The organism is Burkholderia cepacia (assembly GCF_001718835.1).
GTDB classification, from domain to species: Bacteria; Pseudomonadota; Gammaproteobacteria; order Burkholderiales; family Burkholderiaceae; genus Burkholderia; species Burkholderia cepacia_F.
Map to the genome: position 1 here is coordinate 3,429,618 of NZ_CP013443.1, position 23,607 is coordinate 3,453,224.

The 23,607-nt window shown below is 67.8% G+C and carries 18 protein-coding genes and 1 pseudogene; 11 read left to right on the forward strand and 8 right to left on the reverse strand.

All coding sequences use genetic code 11. The features are described 5' to 3' along the window. Positions 1–254: 254 nt before the first annotated feature. From WT26_RS19050 to WT26_RS19065, 4 genes are all read right to left on the reverse strand, one after another. Entirely contained in the window at positions 255–1,466 is a 1,212-nt protein-coding gene (locus WT26_RS19050) for a patatin-like phospholipase family protein (protein WP_069273528.1), read from the reverse strand. 31 nt (positions 1,467–1,497) lie between these two features. Beyond that, on the reverse strand, positions 1,498–2,271 hold the full coding sequence (locus WT26_RS19055; RefSeq protein ID WP_069273529.1) for a PhaM family polyhydroxyalkanoate granule multifunctional regulatory protein: 774 nt from the start codon (positions 2,269–2,271) through the stop codon (positions 1,498–1,500). 73 nt (positions 2,272–2,344) lie between these two features. Further along, entirely contained in the window at positions 2,345–3,172 is an 828-nt protein-coding gene (locus tag WT26_RS19060; RefSeq protein ID WP_069273530.1) for an enoyl-CoA hydratase/isomerase family protein, read from the reverse strand. Positions 3,173–3,289: 117 nt separating this feature from the next. Then, positions 3,290–4,282 (reverse strand): fumarylacetoacetate hydrolase family protein, encoded by a 993-nt coding sequence (locus WT26_RS19065; protein WP_059521209.1) that lies wholly within the window; start codon positions 4,280–4,282, stop codon positions 3,290–3,292. 151 nt (positions 4,283–4,433) lie between these two features. On the opposite strand from WT26_RS19065, the gene WT26_RS19070 reads away from it, so the two are divergent. From WT26_RS19070 to metH, 5 genes are all read left to right on the forward strand, one after another. Further along, positions 4,434–5,309 carry an IclR family transcriptional regulator gene (locus WT26_RS19070; protein WP_059666490.1) on the forward strand — a complete coding sequence of 292 codons (876 nt, stop codon included), beginning with the start codon at positions 4,434–4,436 and terminating at the stop codon, positions 5,307–5,309. A 134-nt stretch (positions 5,310–5,443) separates the two neighbouring features. Next, positions 5,444–6,679 (forward strand): DUF3108 domain-containing protein, encoded by a 1,236-nt coding sequence (locus WT26_RS19075; RefSeq protein ID WP_069273531.1) that lies wholly within the window; start codon positions 5,444–5,446, stop codon positions 6,677–6,679. 285 nt (positions 6,680–6,964) lie between these two features. Then, positions 6,965–7,222, forward strand: a complete 258-nt coding sequence (locus WT26_RS19080) for a DUF3567 domain-containing protein (RefSeq protein ID WP_069273532.1) — start codon at positions 6,965–6,967, stop codon at positions 7,220–7,222. 189 nt (positions 7,223–7,411) lie between these two features. Beyond that, positions 7,412–8,491 (forward strand): homocysteine S-methyltransferase family protein, encoded by a 1,080-nt coding sequence (locus tag WT26_RS19085; RefSeq protein ID WP_069273533.1) that lies wholly within the window; start codon positions 7,412–7,414, stop codon positions 8,489–8,491. A gap of 42 nt (positions 8,492–8,533) precedes the next feature. Beyond that, positions 8,534–11,251 (forward strand): methionine synthase, encoded by a 2,718-nt coding sequence (metH, locus tag WT26_RS19090; protein ID WP_069273534.1) that lies wholly within the window; start codon positions 8,534–8,536, stop codon positions 11,249–11,251. Positions 11,252–11,353: 102 nt separating this feature from the next. Here metH and WT26_RS19095 read toward each other — a convergent pair whose 3' ends face one another. Next, the gene (locus WT26_RS19095; protein WP_011353361.1) at positions 11,354–11,677 is read right to left on the reverse strand and encodes a DUF1840 domain-containing protein; all 324 of its coding nucleotides are present in this window, start codon (positions 11,675–11,677) and stop codon (positions 11,354–11,356) included. 200 nt (positions 11,678–11,877) lie between these two features. Between WT26_RS19095 and argS the strand changes: the two genes are divergently transcribed. From argS to WT26_RS19120, 5 genes and pseudogenes are all read left to right on the forward strand, one after another. Beyond that, a complete protein-coding gene (gene argS, locus WT26_RS19100) occupies positions 11,878–13,659 on the forward strand; it encodes an arginine--tRNA ligase (protein ID WP_069273535.1) in 1,782 nt (593 codons plus the stop codon). Between the two features lie 89 nt (positions 13,660–13,748). Next, positions 13,749–14,674, forward strand: a pseudogene (locus WT26_RS19105) (SPOR domain-containing protein). Positions 14,675–14,740: 66 nt separating this feature from the next. After that, complete coding sequence (locus WT26_RS19110; RefSeq protein ID WP_059521203.1) at positions 14,741–15,379, forward strand: thiol:disulfide interchange protein DsbA/DsbL; 639 nt, start codon at positions 14,741–14,743, stop codon at positions 15,377–15,379. A 19-nt stretch (positions 15,380–15,398) separates the two neighbouring features. After that, positions 15,399–16,172 carry an SDR family oxidoreductase gene (locus WT26_RS19115; RefSeq protein WP_021162605.1) on the forward strand — a complete coding sequence of 258 codons (774 nt, stop codon included), beginning with the start codon at positions 15,399–15,401 and terminating at the stop codon, positions 16,170–16,172. Between the two features lie 255 nt (positions 16,173–16,427). After that, entirely contained in the window at positions 16,428–18,014 is a 1,587-nt protein-coding gene (locus WT26_RS19120) for an ABC transporter substrate-binding protein (protein ID WP_069273536.1), read from the forward strand. 205 nt (positions 18,015–18,219) lie between these two features. Here WT26_RS19120 and WT26_RS19125 read toward each other — a convergent pair whose 3' ends face one another. The 3 genes from WT26_RS19125 to WT26_RS19135 form a co-directional block, all read right to left on the reverse strand. Next, positions 18,220–18,465, reverse strand: coding sequence for a DUF6429 family protein (locus tag WT26_RS19125; RefSeq protein WP_059956972.1), 246 nt, complete (start codon positions 18,463–18,465; stop codon positions 18,220–18,222). Positions 18,466–18,499: 34 nt separating this feature from the next. Next, on the reverse strand, positions 18,500–20,293 hold the full coding sequence (locus tag WT26_RS19130; RefSeq protein ID WP_059951115.1) for an SWIM zinc finger family protein: 1,794 nt from the start codon (positions 20,291–20,293) through the stop codon (positions 18,500–18,502). 75 nt (positions 20,294–20,368) lie between these two features. Further along, positions 20,369–21,445 (reverse strand): MBL fold metallo-hydrolase, encoded by a 1,077-nt coding sequence (locus WT26_RS19135; protein WP_069273537.1) that lies wholly within the window; start codon positions 21,443–21,445, stop codon positions 20,369–20,371. A 303-nt stretch (positions 21,446–21,748) separates the two neighbouring features. Between WT26_RS19135 and aceK the strand changes: the two genes are divergently transcribed. Beyond that, on the forward strand, positions 21,749–23,560 hold the full coding sequence (aceK, locus tag WT26_RS19140; protein WP_069273538.1) for a bifunctional isocitrate dehydrogenase kinase/phosphatase: 1,812 nt from the start codon (positions 21,749–21,751) through the stop codon (positions 23,558–23,560). Positions 23,561–23,607 lie beyond the last annotated feature (47 nt).

Below are 23,607 nucleotides of genomic sequence, written 5' to 3' on the forward strand. Positions count from 1 at the left end.
GCGCGAACGGAACCGGCTGCGCGCTTGCCTGAGTGGGGGCCGGCGCTGGCCGGCTTCGCTGGCGAGCCCGTCGCGGCCCCTTGCGGGCGCCGGTCCGGCGAGCTGTTCGATATGGTGTATACGGCGGCGGCCATGATAGCACGCGTGCATGACGGTTCCGAGACAGGCTTCCGGTCGCTTCCCGACAGCCGCCATGCGGCAAAGCGTCGCAGCCGGCATCGCGGAAACGCAGCCGATCCCGCAGCCGATCCGCGTCAGACCCGCATTTCCCCGGCCGCCTGCCCGTCGGCCGGCGACGCGCTCGCGCCGTCCGCCAGCGCGATCCAGCCGGCCAGCGTGTCGCGCTGCGCGCGCCCGTCGCGGTAGCCGAGCTCGATCAGTTCGCGCGTGAATGCCTCCTCGAACAGCAGGTAGCTCGCAAACGACGCGCCGGCCGGCTGGCTGCCGCCGACCGCGCCGAGCAGCCCGCGCATCGTCGCCGGCATCTGCTTCAGGTGTTTCGCCGCGATCAGCTCGATGCGCTCGGACGGCGCGATCGCGAGCACGTCGACATGCCGCCAGCCGCTGTCCACCTCGACCTGGTGCGGCAGGTGCTCGATCATCCGGTTGATGTGCTCGATGCGCTCGATGTCCGAGCCGATCGAATCGAGGAACACGCTCGCGAGCACCTGCTGGCCGATCTGCGCGAGCGTCGGGTAGCCGCGTACCCGCCCCGTGCCGTTCGCGGCCGGAATCTCGGGCCGCGGGTCGGCCGCACCGACCACGACGATCCGGTGCGCGCCGAAGTGGATCGCCGGCGACAGTGGCGCGATCTGCCGGATCGACCCGTCGCCGAAGTACTCGATCTGCCCGTCGAGCACGAGCGGCACGGCCGGGAACACGAACGGAATCGCCGACGACGCGAGCAGGTGCGATGCCGACAGGTCGACGAGCCGCGCGGTGCGCTGCGCGCGCCGCCACGCCTGGATCGGCTGGGCCGCCTGGTAGAAGGTGAGGTGCCGGCCGCTCGAATAGCTGAGCGCCGTGATCGACAGCGCGTGCAGCAGGCGCGCCTCGAGCATCTGCTCGATCCGGTGGAAGCTCAGCTCGCGCTGCAGCAGGTGCGCGAGCGGCGCGTTGTCGAGCAGCCCGCGCGGCGAGCGGCGGGCCGCCCAGCCGAACGTCATCGCCGCGAGCCAGCGCGCACCGGCGGCCGCGATGCCGAGCCAGTCGGTGCGATACACGTAGTCGGCGCGCAACGGCTCCCAGAACTCGAGCAGGCGCCGCACGCCATGGGAAAAGTCGTCCGCGTGGCTCGCGATCGACGTTGCGTTGATCGCGCCGGCCGACGAGCCGCACACGACCGCGAACGGCAGCGTGTGCCGCTGCGGATCGGCCTCGCGCGCGATCTCGGCCAGCGCCTTGAGCACGCCGACCTGATAGGCGGCACGTGCGCCGCCTCCCATCAGAACGAGCGCGAGCCGCATCGCCAGGCCTGCTACATGAGCCGCCGCGCCGTCACGTCGAACGCTTCGGCGGACGGGTTTCGGGCGACGAAGCGGCCGCCGCGCGCGCCGCGGCCGAACCGGACGAGCCGGACGATCCGGCCGGCTTCGCGCGCTTCGCGGCGGGCTTGCGCGGCGCCGCCGGCGGCGGGTCGGCCGGATCGGGCCGCGCCGCGGCCGATGCCGCCGGCGCAGCCGGTGCGTCCGGCGCGGCCGGTTGTGCGCCCGGCTGCGCCATCGCGAGGCTCGCGAGCTGGTTGAACTGCGACTGCAGCAGGTTCCACCAGCCGGCGGGATCGAAGGCCACGTTCTGCGCGGCGCTCTCGCCCTCGGGCGGCGCGTCCGCTTGCGCGCCTTCCGGCGCGGCCTGCTGCGTGTCGCCGAGCGGGGTCGCGGCCGCCTTCGCCGCCGCGACGGCCGCTTCCTCGGCCGCCGACATCGAGCTCTGCGCGAACGCGCCGAACGCACGCAGCGTCGCGAGCGTCGCGCGCTGCACCTCGAGCGCCTGGATCGCCGACTGCAGCATCCCGAGATTGAGCTTCAGCCATTGCTCGACCGCGCGCAGGTCGGTGATGCGCTTGTCGAGTTCCTCGACGCTCGTGAGCGGCGCCATCATGTCGGACATGCTCGACAGCGACGGCGGCAGCCCATGCGTCGCGCCGGGGAATGCGCCCATGCCGCCGAACGGCGACATCCGCATCATGTCCCACATCCGGTCCATCATGTCGGCGGGCTTGAAGCCGGCAAAGCCGGCGAAAGGATTGGAGCCGGAGGCATCGGTCGTCATACGGGCATCCTGGTTGACTGGGGGAGCGGCCGGATCGCCCGGCCGCCTGGTTCGATCATAGCGCCGGTGCGTGTCAGAACGGGGCGTCGCCGGGGAACTCGGGCGGGCGCCGCTCGCGCAGCGACCGGAGGCCTTCCTGCACGTCGGGCCCGGCAAACCCCATGAATTCGAGCGCAAGCGACGTATCGAAGGTCGGCCCGGCCGTGCGCAGCCAGTTGTTCAATGCGTACTTGGTCCAGCGGATCGCCGACTGCGAACCGTGCGCGAGCCGCTCGGCCACTTCGTACGCCTTCGGCAGCAGCTCGGCCGGCTCGACCGCGAGCGACACCAGCCCGATCCGCTCGGCCTCCTCGCCGCTCACCGGCTCGCACAGCAGCAGGTAGTACTTCGCCTTCGCCATCCCGCACAGCAGCGGCCACACGATCGCCGCGTGGTCGCCGGCCGCGACGCCGAGGCGCGTGTGGCCGTCGATGATGCGTGCGTCCTTCGCGGCGATCGAGATGTCCGCGAGCAGCCCGGCGACGAGCCCCGCGCCGACGGCCGGGCCATGCATCGCCGATACGATCGGCTTGCTGCAGTTGATCACGTTGTAGACGAGGTCGCGCGCCTCGCGCCACACGCGGGCGCGCACGTCGAAGTCGTTCGCCATGTCCTCGACGAGCGCGAGATCGCCGCCCGCCGAGAAGCCCTTGCCTTCGCCGCGGATCACCGCGACGCGCGTGTCGGGATCGCGGTCGACGTCGCGCCAGATGTCGGCGAGCTCGCGATGCATGCGCGCGTTCGCGGTCGCGAGGCCGCTGCGATTCGCCCCCTCGCCGCTCATCACGATGTCGAGGATGCCGTGCGGCTGGCGCCGCACCTTCAGTGCTTCATAACCGCTGTAAATGGCGGTATCGGACATGCGCAGCTCCTTGCGGAAAAACCCATGAGTCGAGTGTAGCCAAGCCCGCGCGGGCAAACATCAGGCGAAACCCGGCGCGCGCGCCGCAACCGAGTTGCGCCCGCTCGCTACATTACGTCAGGCGGCGCCGTCGGGCGGGGCGACCGACTGCTCGATCGCACCGAAGATCGACTTGCCGGCCGCGTCGAACATCTCGATGCGCACGGTATCGCCGTAACGCATGAATTCGGTCTGCGGCGCGCCGTGCTCGATCGTCTCGAGGCAGCGCTTCTCGGCGATGCAGCAGTAGCCGCGCTTCGCGTCCTTGTTCGACACCGTGCCCGAGCCGACGATCGACCCGGCGCGCAGGTTGCGCGTCTTCGCCGCGTGCGCGACCAGCTGGCCGAAGTGAAACACCATGTCGGTGCCCGCATCGGGCTGGCCGACCTTCCTGCCGTTCCAGTGGACGATCATCGGCCGGTGCACGCGGCCTTCGCGCCATGCGTCGCCGAGCTCGTCGGGCGTCACGGCGACCGGCGCAAAGGCGGTGGCCGGCTTGCTCTGGAAGAAGCCGAAGCCCTTCGCGAGCTCGGCCGGAATCAGGTTGCGCAGCGACACGTCGTTTACCAGCGTGACGAGCCGGACGGCCTTCAGCGCTTCGTCGGGCGACGCGCTCATCCGCACGTCGCCGGTGATCACCGCGACTTCCGCCTCGAAATCGATGCCCCATTCCTCGGACGGGCACACGACGTCGTCGCGCGCGCCGAGGAAATCGTCGCTGCCGCCCTGGTACATCAGCGGGTCGGTCCAGAATTCGGGCGGCATCTCGGCGCCGCGCGCGCGGCGCACGAGCTCGACGTGGTTCACGTACGCGGAACCGTCGGCCCACTGGAACGCGCGCGGCAGCGGCGCCATGCAGTTGGCCGGATCGAATGCGAACGAATTGCGCGCACGGCCGTGGTTCAGCGCGTCGTACAGGTCGCGCAGCTGCGGCGCGTAGAACGCCCAGTCGTCGAGGACGCGCTGCAACGTCGGCGCGATCGCGTCGGCGATCGCCGCGGTATGCAGGTCGCGCGACACGACGATCAGCTGGCCGTCGCGCGTGCCGTCCTTCAGCGAAGCAAGTTTCATAAGGGGGGACTCTGCCGTTGTAGTGACGATGGAGGGAATCTATTTTACGATGGTGAATCCCTGCGGCGCGCCACGATCGTGCATGCCGCTTTCGCCCCGATTTTTCGCCCCTTTTAGCCCCGGTTCCTGCCGCATTTTCGCGCACCTGCCCATGCCTGCCAGCCCGCTTCCCGACGACGATCTCGCCGACTCCGACTCCGACGACGCCGCTTCCGGCGAGCACGGCGAAAACAGCGAGAAGGTCCGTTCCGGCATCCAGTCGATCGAGGTCGGCTTCCGCCTGCTCGACGTGCTGACGAGCGAGCCGCGCGCGATGATGCTGCGCGACCTCGCGCAGCGCGCGGGCATGAGCCCTGCGAAGGCGCACCGCTACCTGGTCAGCTTCTCGCGGCTCGGCGTGGTGTCGCAGGATCCCGTCTCGGGCCGCTACGAGCTCGGCGGCTTCGCGCTGCAGATGGGGCTCGCGCGGCTCGCGCGCGTCGACGGCGTGAAGCTCGCGCGGATCGCGCTGACCGAATTCCGCGACCGCCTCGACCAGACGGTCGGTATCGCGGTGTGGGGCAACCAGGGGCCGACGATCGTGCACTGGATGGAATCGAGCCACCCGGCGAAGGCATCGCTGAAGCTCGGCGACGTGATGCCGCTGCTCGGCTCCGCGACGGGCCTGCTGTTCGCCGCGTACCTGCCGCGCAGCAAGACCGCCGCGATGCTCGAGCGCGAGCTCGCCGATACGCGCCGCTCGCCGCACCACGGCGGCCCGCGCACGCTCGACGAGGTCGACGCGGTGCTCGCCGACGTGCGCAAGCACGAGGCCGCGCGCGTCGAGGGGATGCTGCTGCCGACGATCCACGCGTTCTGCATGCCCGTGTTCGATGCGGTCGGCGAACTGGCGCTCGCGATCGTCGCGCTCGGCCAGGAAGGCTCGTTCGACATCGCATGGGGCGGGGAGATCGACACCGCGCTGCGCGCCTGCGCGCAGAAACTGTCTTACGAACTCGGCTATAGTCCCGACGCGCGCGACGCCTGACGCCTGACGCCTGACGCGTGGCACGCGACGCGCCGCATGAACGCGCGGCGCGCCCGGCGGTCCGATTCCTGACGCAACCTGCCAGCCGGCGCGCCGACGCCGCGCAACCGCCCCGAACCCTTCGCTGCCCGACGATGCCGCCCTCCGACGCCCGCCCCCGCTACGCTCCGCCCCGCCGCTGGCTGCGCGTGGGCATTGCGCTCGTCGTCGTGCTGGTGCTGCACACGCTCGCCGCGCTGTGGTTCACGCGTCATCGCGAACCGTTTACGCCGCCCGCACCCGCCGAAGTCCCCGTGCAGATCGAGCTGCTGAAACCGCAGCCGATCGAGCGCCAGCCCGCGCCACCTGCGCCGAAACCGGCTGCAAGGCCGGCCGCGCCTAAGCCGGCCGTGCCTGCGCCGGCCGCGCCGAAGCCCGCGAAGCCGGCGGCCGCGCCATCGCGGCCGGCGCCGCAGGAGCCGGTGCTGACGTCGACGCAGACCGCCGCGGAAGGCGTGCCGCCGGCCGCGGCCGCATCCGCCGGCGGCACCGCCTCGGGCGCGTCGGCTGCGGCGGCCGGCGGCGCAAGCGGCGCAGCGACGGCCGGCCCCGCGACGAACGGCGTGAAGTTCGCCGCGCCGCCCTCCGGCGACCTGCAGTACGACACGTTCTACAACGGCATGCAGAACATGATCGGCACGATCCACTGGCGGACCGACGGGCGCACCTACGACCTGTCGGTGTCGATGCCCGTGCCGTTCGTCGGCCCGTTCAGGTACCGGAGCCAGGGCCGCGTCGATGCATACGGGATCGCGCCCGACCGTTACGTCGAGAAGCGCGGCAAGCGTCCGGAAGACATCGCGATCTTCAATCGCGAGATCCGTCAGGTCGTGTTCACGCGCACGCCGAACAACGCCCCGTTGCCCGACGGCATACAGGACCGCTTCAGCATGCTGATGCAGCTGTCGGGGCTCGTGCGCGGCAATCCGTCCACGTACAAGCCGGGCGTCACGCAGCAGTTCTTCGTGATCGACAACAACAGCGGCGAGACCTGGCCGATCACCGTGATCGGCGACGAGCAGGTGCAGACGCAGGCCGGCATCATCGGCGCGCGGCACTTCATGCGCCTGCCGCGACGCGACGGCGACACGCGCCGTATCGACATGTGGCTCGCACCGTCGCTCGGCTGGCTGCCCGCGCGGCTCGTGCAGACCGAACCGAACGGTGCGCAGATCGAACTGTTGTGGCACGGCCCGCTCGCCGCACCCGCCGTGCCCGCCGAAGCGGCGCCGGACACCGGCGGCACGCCGAATGCGGCGTCCGACGCCGCCGCACCGGGCATGTCGAATGCGCCGCCCTCGGCTGCGTCGTCGCCGCCCGCGACGCCGTGACGCCACGTGCCGCGCCCGCGAATCGGCAAATTCGACCGATGGTTACCCGCCATAAAGATCGGCCGTCACGCGCCGTAATATCAGTCATGCCGTCCATGACACTCTTTAACAACTATTTCAGTCCACCGGTCGACAATGGGAAACGTTTCATAGACATCGGCTTCTAACCGATACACCCCACGCAAACGGGAACGGGGTGTGCAGCGCAAGCCCCTTGAAACCGGCAAGGCTCGCCCCACCTAGGGGACAACAAGGCCAGATGCCACTGCGAAGAGGAGTGCCGCCATGCAAATGATCTACAACAGCCCCAACTACTGCGTCGTCGAATTCGCGCCGCAGGCCGGCCACCACCTGATGAATGCCGGCGGATACGAAATCGTCGACAAGAACGCGCAGCGCGAGATCTTCATCGACGGCGAACTTGCCGAACGATTCCGCGCGCACGTGAAGCAGCTGATCGAAGATGAACCGTCGCTCGATGAGGTCGACGAATTCCTCGGACAATTCGACAGCCTGATGACGCAACCGGTCGTCCTGCACTGACGACACGCCAGCCCGGCGCCCGATACTGGCTGACGCCGCCGGGTTCGCCGCGAGCACTCCGATCATGCCCCCGCCCGGTTCGCCGGGCGGGGGTTTTCATTTGGCGCCGCGCCACGCCGGACGGCGGGCGGCCGCAACGGCTACAATGGCGCTTTTCCCGCTTCTTTCCCACTTCGCCGGTCATCCGCCATGTCTGCGACTTCATCCGCCGTTCGCTCCGCCCCGTCAGCCGCGCCCGACGCCCCGTACACGCGCGGCGCCCAGCTGCCGGTGCTGCTCAAGCAGCGCATCCTGATCCTCGACGGCGCGATGGGCACGATGATCCAGCGCTACAAGCTCGACGAAGCCGCGTATCGCGGCGAGCGCTTCAAGGATTTCCCGCGCGACATCAAGGGCAACAACGAGCTGCTGTCGATCACGCAGCCGCAGATCATCCGCGAGATCCACGACCAGTACTTCGCGGCCGGCGCCGACATCGTCGAGACCAACACGTTCGGCGCGACGACCGTCGCGCAGGCCGACTACGAGATGGAAGATCTCGTCGTCGAGATGAACATCGAATCGGCGAAGCTCGCGCGCGAAGCGGCCGCCAAATACGCGACGCCCGACAAGCCGCGCTTCGTCGCGGGCGCGATCGGGCCGACGCCGAAAACGGCCAGCATCTCGCCGGACGTCAACGACCCGGGCGCCCGCAACGTCACGTTCGACGAACTGCGCGCGTCGTACTACCAGCAGGCGAAGGCGCTGCTCGACGGCGGCGTCGACCTGTTCCTCGTCGAGACGATCTTCGACACGCTGAACGCGAAGGCCGCGCTGTTCGCGCTCGACGAGCTGTTCGAGGACACCGGCGAGCGCCTGCCGATCATGATCTCGGGCACCGTCACCGATGCGTCGGGCCGGATCCTGTCGGGCCAGACCGTCGAGGCGTTCTGGAACTCGCTGCGTCACGCGAAGCCGCTCACGTTCGGCCTGAACTGCGCGCTCGGCGCGGCGCTGATGCGCCCGTACATCGCCGAGCTCGCGAAGCTGTGCGACACCTACGTGTCGTGCTACCCGAACGCGGGCCTGCCGAACCCGATGGCCGAAACCGGCTTCGACGAGACGCCGGACGTCACGTCGGGCCTCCTGAAGGAATTCGCGCAAGCCGGGCTCGTGAACCTCGCGGGCGGCTGCTGCGGCACGACGCCCGAACACATCGCGGAGATCGCGAAGGCGCTCGCCGACGTGAAGCCGCGCCGCTGGCCGAACCAGTACAGCGACAACGCCTGACCCGACCGCCCCACGCCCTTCATCACCAGAATCCGCACCGCCATGACCGATCACATGATGCGCCTCGCCGGCCTCGAGCCGTTCAACGTCACGTCCGGAACGCTCTTCATCAACGTCGGTGAGCGCACCAACGTCACCGGCTCGAAGGCGTTCGCACGCATGATCCTCAACGGCCAGTTCGACGAGGCGCTCGCCGTCGCGCGCCAGCAGGTCGAGAACGGCGCGCAGGTGATCGACATCAACATGGACGAGGCGATGCTCGATTCGAAGGCGGCGATGGTGCGCTTCCTGAACCTGATCGCATCGGAACCGGACATCGCGCGCGTGCCGATCATGATCGACTCGTCGAAGTGGGAAGTCATCGAGGCGGGCCTGAAGTGCGTGCAGGGCAAGGCGATCGTGAACTCGATCTCGCTGAAGGAAAGCGAGGAGGCGTTCGTCCATCATGCGAAGCTGATCCGCCGCTACGGCGCCGCGGCCGTCGTGATGGCGTTCGACGAGCAGGGCCAGGCCGACACGTTCGCGCGCAAGACCGAGATCTGCAAGCGCTCGTACGACGTGCTCGTGAACCAGTGCGGCTTCCCGCCGGAAGACATCATCTTCGACCCGAACATCTTCGCGGTCGCGACCGGCATCGAGGAGCACAACAACTACGCGGTCGACTTCATCGAGGCGACCCGCTGGATCAAGCAGAACCTGCCGTACGCGAAGGTGAGCGGCGGCGTGTCGAACGTGTCGTTCTCGTTCCGCGGCAACGACCCGGTGCGCGAGGCGATCCACACCGTGTTCCTGTACCACGCGATCCAGGCGGGGATGGACATGGGCATCGTCAACGCGGGCCAGCTCGGCGTGTACGCCGAGCTCGACGCGGAGCTGCGCGAGCGCGTCGAGGACGTGATCCTGAACCGCCGCGACGATTCGACCGACCGCCTGCTCGAGATCGCCGACAAGTTCAAGGCGGGCGGCGCGAAGAAGGAAGAGAACCTCGAGTGGCGCAACCAGCCGGTCGAGAAGCGGCTTTCGCATGCGCTCGTGCACGGCATCACGAACTTCATCGTCGAGGATACGGAAGAAGTCCGCGCGAAGATCGCCGCGGCCGGCGGCCGCCCGATCAACGTGATCGAAGGGCCGCTGATGGACGGGATGAACATCGTCGGCGACCTGTTCGGCCAGGGCAAGATGTTCCTGCCGCAGGTCGTGAAATCGGCGCGCGTGATGAAGCAGGCGGTCGCGCACCTGATCCCGTTCATCGAGGAAGAAAAGCGCCTGCTCGCGGAAGCGGGCGGCGACGTGCGAGCGAAGGGCAAGATCGTGATCGCGACCGTGAAGGGCGACGTGCACGACATCGGCAAGAACATCGTGTCGGTCGTGCTCCAGTGCAACAACTTCGAAGTGGTCAACATGGGCGTGATGGTCCCGTGCAACGAGATCCTCGCGAAGGCGAAGGTCGAGGGCGCGGACATCATCGGGCTGTCGGGCCTCATCACGCCGAGCCTCGAGGAGATGGCGTACGTCGCGTCGGAAATGCAGCGCGACGACTACTTCCGCGTGAAGAAGATCCCGCTGCTGATCGGCGGCGCAACGACGTCGCGCGTGCATACGGCCGTGAAGATCGCGCCGCACTACGAAGGCCCGGTGGTCTACGTGCCCGACGCGTCGCGCTCGGTGTCGGTCGCGTCGAGCCTGCTGTCCGACGAAGGCGCGGCGAAGTACCTCGACGAGCTGAAATCCGACTACGAACGCATCCGCGACCAGCACGCGAACCGCAAGGCGCAGCCGATGGTCACGCTCGCCGAGGCGCGCGCGAACAAGGCGAAGATCGACTGGGCGGGCTACCAGCCGGTGAAGCCGAAGTTCATCGGCCGCCGCGTGTTCAGGAACTACGACCTGAACGAGCTCGCGAACTACATCGACTGGGGCCCGTTCTTCCAGACCTGGGATCTCGCGGGCCCGTACCCGGCGATCCTGAACGACGAGATCGTCGGCGAATCGGCGCGCCGCGTGTTCTCCGACGCGAAATCGATGCTCGCGCGCCTGATCCAGGGCCGCTGGCTGACCGCGAGCGGCGTGATCTCGCTGCTGCCGGCGAATACCGTCAACGACGACGACATCGAGATCTACACCGACGAATCGCGCAGCGAGGTGCTGCTCACGTGGCGCAACCTGCGCCAGCAGAGCGTGCGTCCGGTGGTCGACGGCGTGATGCGGCCGAACCGCTCGCTCGCCGACTTCATCGCGCCGAAGGAATCGGGCGTCGCCGACTACATCGGGATGTTCGCGGTGACCGCCGGCCTGGGTGTCGACGTGAAGGAAAAGCAGTTCGAAGCCGACCACGACGACTACAGCGCGATCATGCTGAAGGCGCTCGCCGACCGCTTCGCGGAAGCGTTCGCGGAAGCGATGCACGCGCGCGTGCGGCGCGAGCTGTGGGGCTATGCGAGCGGCGAGACGCTCGACAACGACGCGCTGATCGCGGAAAAGTACGCGGGCATCCGCCCGGCACCCGGCTACCCGGCCTGCCCCGACCACCTCGTGAAGCGCGACATGTTCGACGTGCTGCGCGCGGACGAGATCGGCATGAGCGTGACCGACTCGCTGGCGATGCTGCCGGCCGCGAGCGTATCGGGCTTCTATCTCGCGCATCCGGACAGCACGTATTTCTCGGTCGGGAAAATCGGTCAGGATCAGCTCGAGGACTACGCGCGGCGCATGGCGCTGTCGCTCGACGACGCGCGCCGCGCGCTCGCGCCGCAGCTCTGATCCGCATCGGCGGGCGGCGCGTGCCGCCCTTTCATCCGATGAATGCCCAGCAAAAAGCCCGCTCGAGAGCGGGCTTTTTGTCGTGCCGGCGACCGGCGGAGGTCAGAAGCCCCAGTGCACGTCGGCTTCGCCGGCTTTCGCTTCGCGCAGCATCGTGAGGAACGGCGCGACGCGCTGTGCCAGGCTCGGCGGCACTTCGTGGTGCGCGTGGTCGGCTTCGTCCTCGTGGAAATGGCCGGCGTGCTCGGCGCGTTCCTGCTTCGCCTGCGCAACGGCGCCTTCCAGCTTGGCGATCGCGTGGTCCAGTTCGTCGTGCGTAATCACGCCGCGCTCGCCCAGCTGCTTGCCGACGAGACCCAGCACATACACGGCGAAATCCTTCAGCACGTCGAGATCCTGTGCCGCCTTGCTCTTGAACGTAATCATGACAATTCCCTTTTCATCTTGTTGTGCCTGCGCGGCGCGGTTGGGGACCGCCGGCAGACCGGCGTCCGGCCTCGCGGACGCGGGCCGCCTGAGCGGCATATTAGCACCTGTTAAAATTCTGCGATCCCTGAAACGCGCGCTTAAAAAGCGCGCCGGCGGGCCGGCGTTTCCGGCCGCCACCAACGAAGCCTTCTACCAGCATGCTGCCAGCACACAAACAGACCCTCGAAGCCCTGCTCGCGGATAGCGTCAAGCAGGTCGCACACGCGCTGAAGGGCGCCGACGCTGCGTTCGTCGCCCCGACCATCACGCTCGAGCGCCCGAAGGTCGCCGCGCACGGCGACGTCGCGTGCAACGTCGCGATGCAGCTCGCCAAGCCGCTCGGCACGAACCCGCGCCAGCTCGCCGAGCAGATCGTCGCCGCCCTGACCGCCCAGCCGGGCGCGCAAGGCCTCGTCGACGCCGCCGAGATCGCCGGCCCCGGCTTCATCAACCTGCGCCTGTCGGCCGCCGCCAAGCAGGCGGTGATCGCCGCGGTGCTCGCGGAAGGCCGCGGGTTCGGCCTGTCCACGCGCGAACACGGCAAGCAGGTGCTGCTCGAATTCGTGTCGGCGAACCCGACCGGCCCGCTGCACGTCGGCCACGGCCGCCAGGCCGCGCTCGGCGACGTGCTCGCGAACGTGATCGCGAGCCAGGGCTACGCGGTGCACCGCGAGTTCTACTACAACGACGCAGGCGTGCAGATCGGCAACCTCGCGATCTCGACGCAGGCGCGCGCACGCGGGCTGAAGCCGGGCGACGCGGGCTGGCCGGAAGCCGCGTACAACGGCGAATACATCGCCGACATCGCACGCGACTTCCTGGCCGGCGAAACGGTCGCCGCGTCGGACGGCGAGCCGGTCAAGGGCACGGGCGACGTCGAGGATCTCGACGCGATCCGCAAGTTCGCGGTCACGTACCTGCGTCGCGAGCAGGACATGGACCTGCAGGCGTTCGGCGTGAAGTTCGACCAGTACTACCTCGAGTCGTCGCTGTACAGCGAAGGCCGCGTCGAGAAGACGGTCGATGCGCTGATCAAGGCCGGCATGACCTACGAGCAGGACGGCGCGCTGTGGCTGCGCACGACCGACGAAGGCGACGACAAGGATCGCGTGATGCGCAAGTCGGACGGCACGTACACGTACTTCGTGCCGGATGTCGCGTATCACGTGACGAAGTGGGAGCGCGGCTTCACGAAGGTGATCAACATCCAGGGTTCGGACCACCACGGCACGATCGCGCGCGTGCGCGCCGGCCTGCAGGGCCTGCACATCGGGATTCCGAAGGGCTACCCCGACTACGTGCTGCACAAGATGGTCACCGTGATGCGCGACGGCCAGGAAGTGAAGATCTCGAAGCGCGCGGGCAGCTACGTGACGGTGCGCGACCTGATCGAATGGTCGGGCGGCGCGGCGGCGGGCCAGGAAGCGGCGCCCGACCTGATCGACGAAGCGACCATCACGCGCGGCCGCGATGCGGTGCGGTTCTTCCTGATCTCGCGCAAGGCCGATACCGAGTTCGTGTTCGACATCGACCTCGCGCTGAAACAGAACGACGAAAACCCGGTCTATTACGTCCAGTACGCGCATGCGCGGATCTGCTCGGTGCTCAACGAACTGAAGTCGCGCTACAACGTCGACGCCGCGCAGCTGCCGGGCGCCGACCTGTCGCAACTGACGAGCGCGCAGGCGGCGTCGCTGATGCAGAAGCTGGCCGAGTATCCGGACATGCTCACGCACGCGGCGAACGAGCTGGCGCCGCACGCGGTCGCGTTCTACCTGCGCGACCTCGCTGGTGAATTCCACTCGTTCTACAATGCGGAGCGCGTGCTGGTGGACGACGAAGCGCCGCGCAATGCGCGCGCCGCGCTGCTCGCCGCGACCCGGCAGGTGCTCGAGAACGGTCTGGCGGTGCTCGGCGTGTCCGCGCCCGCCAAGATGTAACGACGCAAGCGGCCCGAACCGGGCAGCGAATGGCCGGGGCAGCGCCCGCCCCGGCCCTTTCACGATTCTTTTTGCAGGTGACTCAAGCAATGGCACAACCACGCCGAACTTCGAAGCAATCGAAACAAGCCGGAGGGACATTTCTTGGAATCGTGCTGGGCCTGATCGTCGGCCTCGCGATCGCGGTGGTGGTGGCGCTCTACATCACGCGTTCCCCGTCGCCGTTCGTGTCGAAGGTCGCGCCGCCGCCGGCCGACAACGGCGCGAGCCAGCCGCAGCAGTTCGATCCGAACCGCGCGCTGCAGGGCAAGACGCCCGGCCAGCCGGTGCCGCAGGCCGCGCAGCCGGCACCGCCGAACACCGCGCCCGGCCAGGCCGCGAACCAGACCCAGGGCGGCCTGCTGCCCGAACCGCAGATCGTCGAAGTGCCGCCGTCGGCCGGCGGGTCGAACGGTTCCAGCGGATCGAACGCTTCGAATGGCTCGAACGGGTCGCACGCGTCGAACGGTTCGAACAACGCCGCGAACAACTCGGCAAACAACGGCGTCGCCGTCGCGCCGAAGCCGGCCGACACCACGCCGCCGAAGAAGCCGCAACAGCAGCAGCAGCAGCAACAGCAGGCGGCGAGGACGACCTCGCCCGCTTCGCCGCGCAGAAGCAGGCGCAGATGCAAGCCGCGCAGAAGGCGCAACAGCAGGCCGCGAAGCCGACGTCGTCGACGACGGTCGCGAACAACGCCGGCAATGCCGCGAAGGCGCCGACCGCGAACGACGCGAATACCGGCTACTTCCTGCAGGTGGGCGCGTACAAGACGGAAGGCGACGCCGAGCAGCAGCGCGCGCGCCTCGGCTTCCAGGGCTTCGAGTCGAAGGTGTCGAAGCGCGATGTCAGCGGCGTGACGTACTTCCGCGTGCGCGTCGGCCCGTTCTCGAAGTTCGAGGATATGAACTCGGCCCGCCAGCGCCTGTCCGATGCAGGTGTCGACACGGCGGTGATCCGTTTCACGAAGCAGTAAGCGCGGCCGCACCGCCGCCCCTGTCACGTTTCGCTTCCCGAGCAACTGATCCGACATACACACAACATGAAAAAACTGCTTAGCACGCTCCTTCTTTCCCTGGGCCTGGCCGCCGGCCTCGCGCAGGCTTCGCCCGCCGCGCCGGTCGCCGGCAAGGACTTCGAGGTGATGAAGTCGCCGCAGCCGGTGTCCGCGCCGGCCGGCAAGGTCGAGGTGATCGAGTTCTTCTGGTACGGCTGCCCGCACTGCTACGAATTCGAGCCGACGATCGAGGCCTGGGTGAAGAAGCAGGGCGGCAACATCGACTTCAAGCGCGTCCCGGTCGCGTTCCGTGACGATTTCGTCCCGCACTCGAAGCTGTTCTACGCGGTGTCCGCGCTCGGCATCTCCGAGAAGGTCACGCCGGCGATCTTCAACGCGATCCACAAGCAGAAGAACTACCTGCTGACGCCGCAGGCGCAGGCCGACTTTCTGGCCACGCAGGGCGTCGACAAGAAGCAGTTCATGGACGCGTACAACTCGTTCAGCGTGCAGGGCGAAGTGAACCAGTCGGCCAAGCTGCTGAAGGACTACGCGATCGACGGCGTGCCGACGGTCGTCGTCAACGGCAAGTACAAGACGGGCCCCGCTTACGCGAACAGCATCCCGGGCACCGCCCAGGTGCTCGACTTCCTCGTGAAGCAGGTTCAGGACAAGAAGCTCTGATCCCCGCCCGCGCGCCGGCATGACTACTCCGCTGAAGGTCTTCATCACCGGCGCATCGAGCGGCCTCGGCCTCGCGATGGCCGAGGAATACGCCCGCCAGGGCGCCACGCTCGCACTCGTCGCGCGACGCACCGATGCCCTCGACGCGTTCGCGCGACGCTTCCCGAAGCTGTCCATCTCCGTCTACTCCGCCGACGTGCGCGACGCCGACGCGCTCGCGACGGCCGCCGCGTCGTTCATCGCGACGCACGGCTGCCCCGACGTCGTGATCGCGAACGCAGGCATCAGCCAGGGCGCCGTCACGGGCCAGGGCGATCTCGCGACGTTCCGCGACGTGATGGACATCAACTACTACGGGATGGTCGCGACGTTCGAGCCGTTCGTCGGCCCGATGACGGCCGCGCGCCACGGCACGCTGGTCGGCGTCGCGAGCGTCGCCGGCGTGCGCGGGCTGCCTGGCTCCGGCGCGTACAGCGCGTCGAAATCGGCGGCGATCAAGTACCTCGAAGCGCTGCGCGTCGAACTGCGGCCGGCCGGCGTCGGCGTCGTGACGATCGCGCCCGGCTACATCCGCACGCCGATGACCGCGCACAATCCGTACCGGATGCCGTTCCTGATGGACGCCGACCGCTTCGCCGCGCGTGCGGCCCGGGCGATCGCGCGGCAGCACGCGTTCCGCGTGATTCCGTGGCAGATGGGCGTCGTCGCGAAGGTGTTGCACGTGCTGCCGCGCTGGCTCTACGATCGCCTGTTCGAGAAGGCGCCGCGCAAGCCGAAGGCCGGCGCGCACTGAGCACCCCGGGTCCGGCCGCACGGCCGGACCGCCTTCGAGCGCCGCCCTTACCTCCCCCCTACCGCTCCCCGGCGCGCAAACAGCCGTTCCGTCGCGAACGCAGCCGTTTTTCGGTCAATTCCCCGCGTTCAGGCGCCTTTTTCCACGCGTCGCGCGCTTTGACGGTATGCTATTCGCCAGCCGCGCCGCCTCCGGGCGGCGCATTCGCATCCCGTCATCAATCAAGCAAAAGGCACAAGCCACGTGGGAGATCCTATGCAGGTCAAGCTGTTCGCCGCGGTCGCACTGGCCGCGGCTCCCGTCCTCGTCGCCGCCAAGCCGCTCACCGTCTGCACGGAATCGAGCCCGGACGGCTTCGACGTCGTGCAGTACAACTCGCTCGTCACGACCAACGCATCGGCCGACGTGATCTTCAACACGCTCGTGTCGTACGACGAAGCCGCGAAGAAGGTCGTGCCCGCGCTCGCCGACAAATGGGAAGCCAGCGCCGACGGCCTCACCTACACGTTCCACCTGCGTCCGAACGTCGCGTTCCAGACCACCGACTATTTCAAGCCGGGCCGCGCGCTGAACGCGGACGACGTCGTGTTCACGTTCTCGCGGATGCTCGACGATTCGAACCCGTGGCACAAGGTGGCCGGCGCGAGCGGCTTCCCGCACGCGCAGTCGATGGGGCTCGTGAAGCTCGTGAAATCGGTCACGAAAGTCGACGACAGCACCGTGAAGTTCGTGCTGAACGAGCCGAACGCGACGTTCGTGCCGATCCTGACGATGGGCTTCGCGTCGATCTACTCGGCCGAATACGCGGACCAGCTGCTGAAGGCCGGCAAGCAGGCCGACCTGAACGCGAAGCCGGTCGGCACCGGCCCGTTCGTGCTGAAGAGCTATACGAAGGACGCGCTGATCCGTTACGACGCGAACCCGACGTACTGGGGCACGAAACCGAAGGTCGACCGGCTGATCTACGCGATCACGCCCGACCCGTCGGTACGCCTGCAGAAAGTGAAGGCCGGCGAATGCCAGATCGCGCTGTCGCCGAAGCCGCAGGACGTGCTCGCCGCGAAGGGCGACAACGCGCTGAAGGTCGTGCAGACGCCCGCTTTCATGACCGCGTTCGTCGCGCTGAACACGCAGAAGAAGCCGCTCGACAACGACAAGGTGCGCGAGGCGCTGAACCTCGCGTTCGACCGCGCGACCTACCTGAAGGTCGTGTTCGACAACACCGCGACGGCCGCGAACAACCCGTATCCGCCGAACACGTGGAGCTACGCGAAGGACGTCGCGCCGTATGCGTACGATCCCGCGAAGGCGAAGCAGCTGCTCGCGCAGGCCGGCTTCCCGAACGGCTTCTCGACGACGATCTGGACGCGCCCGACCGGCAGCGTGCTGAACCCGAACCCGAAGGTCGGCGCGGAGCTGCTGCAGGCCGACCTCGCGAAGATCGGCGTGAAGGCCGAGGTCAAGGTGATCGAATGGGGCGAACTGATCAAGCAGGCGAAGCTCGGCCAGCATGAGATGCTGTTCATGGGCTGGGCCGGCGACAACGGCGATCCGGACAACTACCTGTCGCCGCTGTTCAGCTGCAACGCGGTGAAGTCGGGCATCAACTTCGCGCGCTTCTGCGACGCGCAGCTCGACAAGCTGATCGCCGACGGCAAGTCGACTGCCGACCAGGCCAAGCGCGCGAAGCTGTACGAAAGCGCGCAGAAGATCATCCACGACCAGGCGCTGTGGATCCCGCTCGGCTACCCGACCGCGGCCGCGCTCACGCGTACGAGCGTGAACGGCTATCACGTGAGCCCGTTCGGGCGGCAGAACTTCGCGGCGGTGTCGGTGCAGTAACACGCCCCCGAGCGTGGCGCGCAGGCGACGGGTGTGTCGCGGATTTCCCGGGCGCGCTGGTCGTCGCGTCGCACGACGCGGCGTTCCTCGCGGCGCTCGCGCCGACGCACACGATGCGATGGAGCCGCGACGGGTGGCGCTACGACCCCGTCGCGTGAGGAAGGATCGGCGTGCTGACGCGGTGTTTATCGCAGGCCGCGCGCCATCACGACTCCGCCGCGCCGTCGGGGTTCGCGAAAAGCCGCTTGAAAAGGCGCTCCGCTTCCCGCACGCCTTCGTCGCTCAGGACGACCGACTTCGCCTTGTTGACGGGATCGCCGATCAGGCCGCGTTCATGCAGGCGATTCAGCGCATCCCAGTCGAAACTCTTCCAGGCGCGGTTGTGATCGTGCAGCGTCAGGTAGAGAAGCGCCAGGACTGCGTCATCGATTGCGGCAAGGTTGACGTTCATCGCATGTTCCATCCTGATCTGTCTCTGCATCCCGTCACCCGGCTGACGCGCCGAGTGTCGCGAGCAGCTTGATGAAGTTGCGCTTCGCGCGATACGTCCTGCGTATCGCGTCGAGCTCCGCGTCGAATTCCGCTTGCTGCCGATGCGCCGCCCGCAGCGCGCCGATCTTGCGCACGACGTCGAACGCGTCGTCGTAGCGCGCACTGCCCGCGCCGCGCTCGAGCGCAACCGGCAGCAGCCGATGATAGAGCGCGATCGCCTCGTCGGGATGCGTCTTCGCGCGCGCGGCCGCCATGGCCGGCCAGACGTCGGTCGCAACCGGCCCGCCGCCGAACGCGTCCCAGGCCGCTTCGACATCCTTCTCGGCAAGCAGCAGCTTGACGAGTTCGGTGCGCGGTGACGGCTGCCAGCCCCACTTCGCCTTCGCGCTCTCCTTCGAGGTTTCCCGTTGTCGCGCCAGCGTCCGCAAATGCGCGATCGCGCGTTCGCGCACGGCATCACGTCGCGCGGTCTTCGCCGCAACCTTCATCAGCGCGGCGAATTCGTCGGCGGTCGGATGGCTCTCGAAGCGCTGCCACGCAAGCGCGTCGGCCCGGTCGAAATCGCGCCGGCGCAGGTATTCGGCAATGCAGAAGCCAAGCAGACGCGAATCGCGCCGATCGCCCGCGCCACCCAACCCGCGCTCGGCCCATGCCAGCCCCTCGTCGAAACGGCCGTGCTCGGCGCACAGTTCCGCGATCTGCGCAAATCGGTGCGAAGCCGACAGATCCTTCGACCAGATACGGATCAGCGCGTCGACATCGCCGTCGCGCTTCGCCAGCGATTCCATCGCATGTTCGAGATTCAGCCGCGCAGATTCGTACGAGCGCCGATCGTCGCGGCCCGCCGCCAGCGTCGGCAGCGCGGCCCAGCTTTGCTCGACGAGCGCCCGATACCGATCGATCCCTTCGCTGCCGAGCGGTTCCTCATAATTCGGCAGCACGTCGTAGAACGTGTCCCACCGTCCGTCGGCCTGCAGGCGGAACAGGCGCTCGGCGAGTTTCACCGGGTCCGGCCGGGTCCGCCGGCACGCTTCGAGATGCAGGTGGGCCAGCTCGTAAATCCCGGGCGCGACGCTGCCGTCCGAGTCGTCGATCTGCTCGAGGCTCGCTTCCGCGTCCGCGATCGCGAGTTCGGCTAGCTCGACCACGTGTGCCGCATGAGGGCCCGCCAGTTGCCGACGCAGCATGTCGGCCAATTCGAAGAGGTTCTCTCCAAAGGTGTGCGCCTCGTCCCAGCCGAGCGGCCGCGCCACGCGCGCCAGCTGACGAACGGCGGCCCGCAGGCTCGCAACGTCGCCGGCATTCGCGGCGCGCGCCTCGAACAGCAGCCTGTCGCGCAATGACCGGTCGCGCTCGGCCGCATCGAGCAGCCAGTTGCGCAACGCGTCCTCGTCGAGCGCCGCCAGATAGTCGCGAATCAGCTCCGCATGGGTCTTGCGCTTGCGTCGCGGGCGCGCCGGCTCGGGCGTCTCGTCGTGAAAAACCTCCTCGCCGCTGTTTTCGAGCCACGACAACGCGACGGCGACCGCATGCTTGCAGAAGATCTCGTCGACACCAACCGGGCAATTGCATGCGTAGTCGAGCAAGCCTTCATCGTCGACGGAAAATTCGACGTGGTAGCGGTGCGTGCCGCGCACGGTGGCCGACAGCGCGCCGTCGTGCTCGGTCAGCCGCGAGACCGCGCCGTCGTGGTAATAGGCCTTGCCGCGCTCGAAGGACTTCGGGTCGGCCAGCGCCTTGATTTCCGCGAGCGTGATGACGTCGGCCAGGGAGACATTCCTTGGCATGGGTTGCGACGGGTATTCAGATCGAAATTGAAAATTGTACGAAAGCACCGGGCGAGCCTGCGCCGGCGTGCATGCTCAACACCGCGCAAAGCGGATCACGCCATCGGCTCCCTCGCTGCGCGTCAACTCCCCCGCGAGCCACAGCAGGTTCAGGTGCGCGAGCGCCTCGCCGAGCGCGAACGTCATCTGGTGGATGTCGAGTTCGCGGCGGCGGAACATGATCGGCACGATGTCGGCCGCGCTCATCGGCTTTTCCGCGCATGCGACGCGCACTTCGGCCAGGCGCGCGTCATGGTGGTCGCGCAGTTGCGCGATGCGCGTGCGCACGCCGCGGAACGGCTTGCCGTGCGACGGCAGCACCAGCGTGTCGGGCGCCATCGTCTCGTAACGGCCGAGCGACTCCAGGTACAGCGCGAGCGGATTCGCCTCCGGTTCGAGGTCGAACACGGACACGTTCGTCGAGATGCGCGGCAGCACCATGTCGCCGGAGATCAGCACGCCGTCCGCTTCGCTATGCAGCGCGCAATGTTCAGGCGAATGGCCGAAGCCGGTCACGACGCGCCACGTGCGCGCGCCGATCGTCACCGCATCGCCTTCACGCAGGCGCCGGTAGCGCGGCGGCACGGCCGGCACGAGATCCGAGTAGTAGTTGCGACGGTTGCGCAGCTTGTCGAGCGCGGCCGGATCGGTGAGCCCGTGGCGCGCGAAATGATCGGCGGCCGCCGCGCCGCCCGCGTTCGAGCCGTTGCCCGCCGCCATCAGGCAGCCGAACATGTACTCACCGAGCGTCATCCACAGCCGCACGTTCCAGCGGCGCTTGTCGCCGCCTTCGCACAGCCAGTTCGCGAGGCCGAAGTGATCGGGGTGGCAGTGCGTGACAAGCACCCGCAGCACGGGCAGGCCGTCGAGATGCGTGTCGAAGATCTGCTCCCAGTGCGTGCGGATCGCATCCGACGAGATCCCGCAATCGACGATCGTCCAGCCGGCCTGCCCGTCGATCTCGTCGCGCAGCAGCCAGAGGTTGATGTGATCGAGCGAGAACGGCAGCGGCATGCGCAGCCAGCGCACGCCGGGCGCGACCTCGAACGTGTCGCCCGCGGCGGGCAGCGTGTCGGCGAAGGGGTAGTCGAGTTGGTGTTCCAGTGCGTTCATCGGTGGGGCGTCTCGTCGTTGTGCATGCGGGGCCGGCGTGCGGCCGGGCGGCCGCGGGCGTTCCGGCGATTCTATCGCCGTCTCGCGGCGGGCGTCGTCCGGGCCGCCCGCGCGTCAAAAAAAGTTCGTGCCAGAATCGGTTCCGTACCCGTATCTTTACGCGAAGATGCACCGAACGTCGCACAACGCCGGGCAACGCCCCCGATGACGCGCCGCCCGGCCCGCCGCCGGATGCGCTGAATCCGGCGCCCGGACGCTAAAATGGCGAGTGCTTACAGCCCCTCCCGAACGAGCCTGCACGCGATGAATCACTTCCCCAAACTGCTGTCCTCGCAGATCGGTTTCGACGTCGCGCAGACGATGCTCGAAAACTTCGACCGCCACTACCGGATCTTCCGCGAGGCGGCCGTCGAAGCGAAGACGCTGTTCGAGCGCGGCGACTGGCACGGGCTGCAGCGGCTCGCGCGGGAGCGGATCACGTCGTACGACGATCGCGTGAAGGAATGCGTCGAGGTGCTGGAAGACGAATACGACGCGGAAAACATCGACGACGAAGTGTGGCAGCAGATCAAGCTGCACTACATCGGCCTGCTCACGTCGCACCGCCAGCCCGAGTGCGCGGAGACGTTCTTCAATTCGGTGTGCTGCAAGATCCTGCACCGCTCGTACTTCAGCAACGATTTCATCTTTGTGCGCCCGGCGATCTCGACCGAGTATCTCGAGAACGACGAGCCGGCCGCGAAGCCGACCTACCGCGCGTACTATCCGGGCACCGACGGGCTCGCGGCCACCCTCGAGCGCATCGTCACGAACTTCCAGCTCGAGCCGGCGTTCGACGATCTCCCGCGCGACATCGGCTGCGTGATGCAGGCAATCCACGACGAATTCGGCCACTTCGACGAAGCGCCGAATTTCCAGATCCACGTGCTGTCGTCGCTGTTCTTCCGCAACAAGAGCGCGTACATCGTCGGCCGCATCATCAACGCCGACCGCGTGCTGCCGTTCGCGGTGCCGATCCGCCACGTGCGTCCGGGCGTGCTCTCGCTCGACACCGTGCTGCTGCGCCGCGACCAGCTGATGATCATCTTCGGCTTCTCGCACTCGTATTTCCTCGTCGACATGGGCGTGCCGTCCGCGTACGTCGACTTCCTTTGCACGATCATGCCCGGCAAGCCGAAGGCCGAGATCTACACCTCGGTCGGCCTGCAGAAGCAGGGCAAGAACCTGTTCTATCGCGACCTGCTGCACCACCTGTCGCATTCGAGCGACCGCTTCATCATCGCGCCCGGGATCAAGGGCCTCGTGATGCTCGTGTTCACGCTGCCGTCGTTCCCGTACGTGTTCAAGATCATCAAGGATCACTTCCCGCCGCCGAAGGAAACGACGCGCGCGCAGATCATGGAGAAGTACCAGCTCGTGAAGCGCCACGACCGCCTCGGGCGGATGGCCGATACGCTCGAGTATTCGAGCGTCGCGCTGCCGCTCGCGCGGCTCGACCACGCGCTCGTGCGCGAGCTGGAAAAGGAAGTGCCGTCGCTGCTCGAATACGAGGACGGCAATCTGGTAATCAGGCACCTGTACATCGAGCGCCGGATGACGCCGCTGAACCTGTACCTGCAGAACGGCACCGATACCGACGTCGAGCACGGCGTGAAGGAGTACGGCAACGCGGTGAAGGAGCTGATGAAGGCGAACATCTTCCCCGGCGACATGCTGTACAAGAACTTCGGCGTCACGCGCCACGGCCGCGTCGTGTTCTACGACTACGACGAGATCGAGTACCTGACCGACTGCAACGTGCGCCGCGTGCCGCCGCCGCGCAACGAGGAAGACGAGCTGTCCGGCGAACCGTGGTATACCGTCGGCCCGCACGACATCTTCCCGGAGACCTACGGCCCGTTCCTGCTCGGCGACCCGCGCGTGCGCGACGTCTTCATGAAGCATCACGCGGACTTTTTCGATCCCGCGCTGTGGCAGGCCAGCAAGGACAGGCTGCTGCAGGGTGAATTGCCCGATTTTTATCCCTACGACGCATCGCTGCGCTTCAGCGTGCGCTACCCCGATCGTTTCGACGAAACGGACGACGACGAGGGCGGCGCGCAGCGCGCTGCCTGAAACGCCCGAAAACCGGCCCCAAAAACGCACTGATACCGACCCATTTT